Genomic DNA, 5340 nt, shown 5'->3' on the forward strand with positions numbered 1-5340 from the left:
GGGCCGTGTGTGTGGACGGGGTGGCTATGCGGCGAGCGGGGTGTAGTGGGAGGCGTCGTCCCCCTCGACGGCGTAGCTGCGCCGGCCGTCCACCCCGACCGGTACGTCGCCGGCGACGGTGACCCGGTGCAGCAGCCGCGGCAGGTCGCCGTAGTCGTCCACGCCGTAGTGCTGGGTGCTGCGGTTGTCGAAGAAGACCAGGTCACCGGGGGCCCAGCGCCACCGGACGGTGTTCTCCGGCCGGGTGACGTAGGTCTGCAGCAGGCGGAGGATGTCACGTGACTCGGTCACGGACAGCCCGACGACGCGCTGCGCGAACCCGCCGATGAACAGGCCCCGCTCACCCGTCTCGGGATGGACGCGGACCACCGGGTGGGCGGTCCGGTACTTCCGGGAGACGAAGATCTCGCGGTACTCCTTCGTCCGCGCCGTCTCGGCCGGCGGGATCGCGTAGTCGTAGTCGTTGGTGTGCTCCGCCCAGATCCGGTCGGCCAGTTCGCGCAGGTCGCCCGGGAGGTCCTGGTAGGCGGTCACGGAGTTGGCGATGAGGGTGTCCCCGCCGGCCGGGGGGATCACGACGGCGCGCAGGGTGCTCGCGGCCGGCGGGGACACGACGAACGTGACGTCGGTGTGCCAGTTGTTGGCCCGCCCCTCGGCCGAGTCCACCCGCAGCACGTTCGGGCTGCCGGCCAGGGACGGGACGGTGGGGTGCGCCGTGGTGAGCGCGCCGAAACGGGCGGCGAAACGCTGCTGCCCGGCGTCGTCGATTTCCTGCCCGCGGAAGAACAGTGCCTTGTGCTCGACGAGCGCGGCCCGGACCGACGCGATGACGGTGTCGTCGCCGAGCGCGTCACGAAGGTCCACGCCGACGATTTCGGCGCCGATCCGTCCGGTTACCCTGCGGATGTCGAGATCCGTGCTGACGGCGGCCATGTCGCTCCTTGGCGGTCCGGGAACGTGAGTGTCCGACGGCGCGGAGGGAACCACGGGAGAGGCCGCGGAGGAAACATGGCCGCGCCGCCTTCGGTCCTTCAGTCCTTCGGTTTTCCTGCCGGTTCTCCTCCCGGCCGGCGGGGAGAAGCGTTCCGGCGGCCGGCCCCGACGGTTTCCTCGTCGGCCCGTGTCGCCATGCTCGTGTCCGCCGCGGAACGGGTCAATATTTAGCGGTCCGGTGAAAATAATTCGGCGGGGCCGTCCGCGCCGGTGGACGATGCGGACACGATGAGTGGATGCCGCTCCACCCAGGAAGGCGGCGGGGCCCGGGATCCGGAGCGATCATGATCGCTCCGCCTTCGCGCCGTGTCGGCCGCTCCCGTGGGTGGGTTGACAGCCGGCCATTCCTGCCGACATAGTCGCCAACATGTCGGGGAACAGGCTGTCGGTCCGGCGGGTGGTGGACCATGTCCGTGTCGTCAGTGGACCGTGTCAATTCTGGTCGAATTTAGGTTGATCAGAACTGGCATTTTCGTGGTATTTTCCGGAAGCATTCAACAGTCGTTCGGACGCGATTCCGTCTGTCACTGACAGTGGTGACGGAAATCATTTTTCGGGTCGTAAAACATATCGATGGTGATATCGGTCCGCGGATGGCTGGCGAAATCGCGGAAATTTTCGGCCCGGCTGGTGCCCGGAGACCCACCCGTCCCGATCATGATTCGGCCGGCTGCCGAGAACCGAGAACCGAGAACAGGGATCCTGATGAGTGACCAGCCCCGCCAGCCACACCGACACCGCGACGTGTCCTCGACATGTGCCGGCCAGGCCGGCGTCGGCGGCCCACGGTGAGCGCCGCGTCGAGACGCCGTCCGCGGCTGGTCGCGGCCCCCGCCGAGACCGACGTCCTCGTGCTCGGCGGAGGCCCGGCCGGGACGTGGGCGGCGCTGGCGGCGGCAGGCCGCGGCCAGCGGGTGACGCTCGCCGACAAGGGCTACTGCGGCACCAGCGGCTCGACGGCGGCCGCCGGTAACAACCTGTGGTACCTGCCGCCGGGTGGGAGCGCCCGGTCGGAGGCCATCGCCGCCCGGGAGACCGCCGGCGGCCATCTCACCGACCGACGCTGGATGGCACGCGTCCTCGACCGGACGTGGCGGGCGGTCGAGCAGCTGACGGACTGGGGCTATCCGTTCCCGGTGGCCGACGACGGCACCCCGCAACGCGGCAGCCTGCAGGGCCCGCAGTACATGCGGCTGATGCGCCGCCAGGTCCGGCGCGCCGGCGTCGTCATCCTCGACCAGTCACCCGCCCTTGAGCTGCTGGCCGACCCCGACGGTGTCGTCACCGGCGCCGCCGGCGTCCACCGCCAGCGGGGCGGCGAGCCCTGGCGGGTGCGGGCCGGCGCCGTGGTCCTGGCGACCGGGGGCTGCGCCTTCCGGTCCGGTGCGCTGGGGCTGAACGTGGACACCGGCGACGGCGCGCTGATGGCCGCGGAGCTCGGCGCCGAACTGTCCGGGATGGAGTTCTCCTGCCAGTACGGCACCGCGCCCGCCTTCGGCGCGCAGACCAAGGGCCTGATGTACCAGTTCGCCGTGTTCACCGACGCCGACGGCGCCGAGCTGGCCACCGCCGCGTTCCCCGGTGGGCTGCTCGACGTACAGCGGGCGGCGCTGCGCACCCAGGTGCACGCCCGGCTCGAGCGGGCGGCGCCGCACCTTCGGGAGGCGATGCGCTGGTCGCAGCCGAACTTCTTCCTGCCGTTCGACAAGCTGGGCATCGACCCGTTCACCCAGCGCTTCCCCGTCCGTTTCGTCATGGAGGGCACCGTGCGCGGGACGGGCGGGCTGCGCGTGGTCGACGACGGATGCGCGACCACCGTCCCCGGGCTGTTCGCGGCCGGCGACGCCGCGTCCCGCGAGCTCGTCACCGGCGCGATCAGCGGCGGCGGCAGCCACAACGGCTCCTGGGCGATCTCCTCCGGCGGCTGGGCCGGCGCGGCGGCGGCCCGGTTCGCCGCACGGCGCCCGGCCGGCTGGCCGTCGGCGCCCCTCACCCCCGCCGGCGGCGCGGGGCTGCGCGCCCGGGCGGGCCGCGGCGACCTGCGGCACGAGGAGGTGGTGGCCGCCGTCCAGGAGCGGGTGCTGCCGCTGCGGCACAACAGGTTCAGGACGGCGGCGGACCTGCGCGAGTCGCTGGCCGTTCTCGACTCACTGTGGTCGGCCGTCGTCAACGGGCTCGCACCGGACGGCGACGCCCACAGCATCACCCCCACCCGGGAGGCCGCGGCGATGCTCGCGCACGCCCGGTGGATGTACCGCGGCGCGCTGTCCCGGCCGGAAAGCCGCGGGCTGCAGGTCCGCCTGGACCGGCCAGGGACCGACCCGGCCCTGGCCCACCGCATCCGCGTCGGCGGCCTCGACCAGGTGTGGACGGCCGCCGAGAGCATCGTCGCCGGAACCACCGTCGCCGGAAGTGCCGCCGCTGTCCCTGTTCCCGGCGCCGTTCCCGGCGTTCGCCGTCCCGAGGAGGTGCCGGTCCTGTGATCGAGGTGGTCAGCGACAGCAGGTGCGTCGACTGCGACATCTGTGTCGAGGTGTGCCCCACCAACGTCTTCGACGCGGTCGACGGCGGCCATCCGGTGATAGCCCGGCAGTCCGCATGCCAGACCTGTTTCATGTGCGAGGCCTACTGCCCGGCCGACGCGCTGTTCGTGGCTCCGCTGGCGGGCCCGGCGCCGGCCGGGTCACCGCTGCGGGACGAGGCGTTCCTCGAAGCCCACGACCGGTTCGGGGAGTACCGGCGCTGGCTCGGCTGGGGCCACGGCCGCCGGCCCGGCAGCCTGCTGGACCGCACCCACGTCTTCACCGCGCGCTTCCGCCCGGCGCCGGAGGCATCCGGCCGGTGAGACAGGCGGGACCTCCGCGAAGACCGAACGAGGACACCCGATCCGAGCAGTGACAAGCCTGCTCCAAGTAGTGACAGGCCCGATCCGAGCAGCGACAAGGCAGGGAACAAGCACATGTCGACGTCCCGCGAGCCCGAGCCCGGAACCGGGCCCCGGCCCGTCCCGCGTCCCGCTCCCGCCGGCACGCGGCGCGACCCGTACGCCGGGTTCGGCGGCCGGATCGGGCGCACCTTCGGCGAGTCGGAGCCGGCGTGGCCGTCCCGCGTCCGCCCGGACGGGCGCGCACCCAACATCGTCGTGGTGCTCGTCGACGACATGGGGTACAGCGACATCGGCCCGTTCGGCGCCGAGATCGCCACGCCGGCCCTGGACCGGCTCGCCGCACAGGGTGTGCGGCTGACCAACTACCACACCATGCCGCTGTGCTCGCCGGCCAGGGCAGCCCTGCTGACCGGCCTGAACCCGCACCGCGTCGGATACGCCATGGTGGCCAACGCCGACCCCGGATTCCCCGGCTACGGGATGGAGATCGCCGACGACATCCCCACCCTGGCCGAGCTGCTGCACGACGCCGGATACGCCACCTACGCGGTCGGCAAGTGGCACCTGGCGCGCGACTCGGCGTCCAACGCGGCCGACGACCGGCGCAACTGGCCGCTGCGGAAGGGCTTCGACCAGTACTACGGCGTGCTGGAAGGGCTCACCAGCCTGTTCCACCCGCACCAGCTGGTACGGGACAACAGCCCGCTGGACATCGACGAGCTGCCCGACGGCTACTACTACACCGACGACATCACCGACCAGGCGATCTCGATGGTGACGTCGCTGCGGGCGCACGACGCCGACAAGCCGTTCTTCCTCTACGTCGCGCACAACGCCGTGCACGGTCCGTTGCAGGCCAAGCCCGAGGACGTCCAGCGTTACCGGGGCCGCTACGACGGCGGCTGGGACGCGCTGCGGGAGGCCCGTTTCGACCGGCAGCGCGCGGCCGGCATCTTCCCCGCCGACACCCGGCTGCCGCGGCGCAACTTCGAGGCCGGACACGAGGTGGGCCCCTGGGCGGAGCTCACCCCGGAACAGCAGCGGCTGTACGCCCGGTACATGGAGGTCTACGCCGCCATGGTCGACAACATCGACCAGAATCTCGGACGGCTGCTGGACACCCTCGCCGCGCTCGGCGACCTGGACAACACGATCGTCATCTTCACCTCCGACAACGGAGGCACGGGCGAGGGCGGCGCGGAGGGCACCCGCAGCTACTTCAAGCGTTTCGTCCAGCATCCGGACCTGCCCGCCGACTGGGACCCCGACGTCGAGCGCGACCCCGACCTCATCGGCGGCCCGCGCAGCCTGGTGCACTACCCGCGCGGCTGGGGGATGGCCTCCAACACGCCGTTCCGGCTGTACAAGGGCCAGACCTACGCCGGCGGGGTGCGGGTGCCGTTCATCCTGTCCTGGCCGGCCGGCCTGCGCGCACCCGCCGGCGACGCCGGCATTCGGAC

General features: G+C 72.0%; 4 protein-coding genes. 3 read left to right on the forward strand and 1 reads right to left on the reverse strand.

Annotated features, from left to right (window positions below; all coding sequences use genetic code 11):
* Positions 1 to 24: 24 nt before the first annotated feature.
* Positions 25 to 933, reverse strand: coding sequence for a TauD/TfdA dioxygenase family protein (locus tag AC5LSR_RS14470; protein WP_250286117.1), 909 nt, complete (start codon positions 931 to 933; stop codon positions 25 to 27).
* Between the two features lie 848 nt (positions 934 to 1781).
* Here AC5LSR_RS14470 and AC5LSR_RS14475 point away from each other — a divergent pair.
* The 3 genes from AC5LSR_RS14475 to AC5LSR_RS14485 all read left to right on the forward strand — a co-directional run.
* Complete coding sequence (locus AC5LSR_RS14475; protein WP_493465315.1) at positions 1782 to 3476, forward strand: FAD-dependent oxidoreductase; 1695 nt, start codon at positions 1782 to 1784, stop codon at positions 3474 to 3476.
* Complete coding sequence (locus tag AC5LSR_RS14480; protein ID WP_250286097.1) at positions 3473 to 3838, forward strand: 4Fe-4S dicluster domain-containing protein; 366 nt, start codon at positions 3473 to 3475, stop codon at positions 3836 to 3838. Before AC5LSR_RS14475 ends, AC5LSR_RS14480 begins: the two co-directional genes overlap by 4 nt.
* Positions 3839 to 3952: 114 nt before the next feature.
* Positions 3953 to 5340, forward strand: a 1388-nt coding sequence (locus AC5LSR_RS14485; RefSeq protein ID WP_493465314.1) for a sulfatase-like hydrolase/transferase, incomplete at its 3' end; no start/stop codon positions are given.

Source organism: Protofrankia sp. CiP1_Cm_nod4, assembly GCF_982290645.1.

Excerpts from the sequence above, each read along its gene's own strand:
- AC5LSR_RS14470 (WP_250286117.1), bottom strand. The coding sequence starts at position 933 with ATGGCCGCCGTCAGCACGGATCTCGACATCCGCAGGGTAACCGGACGG.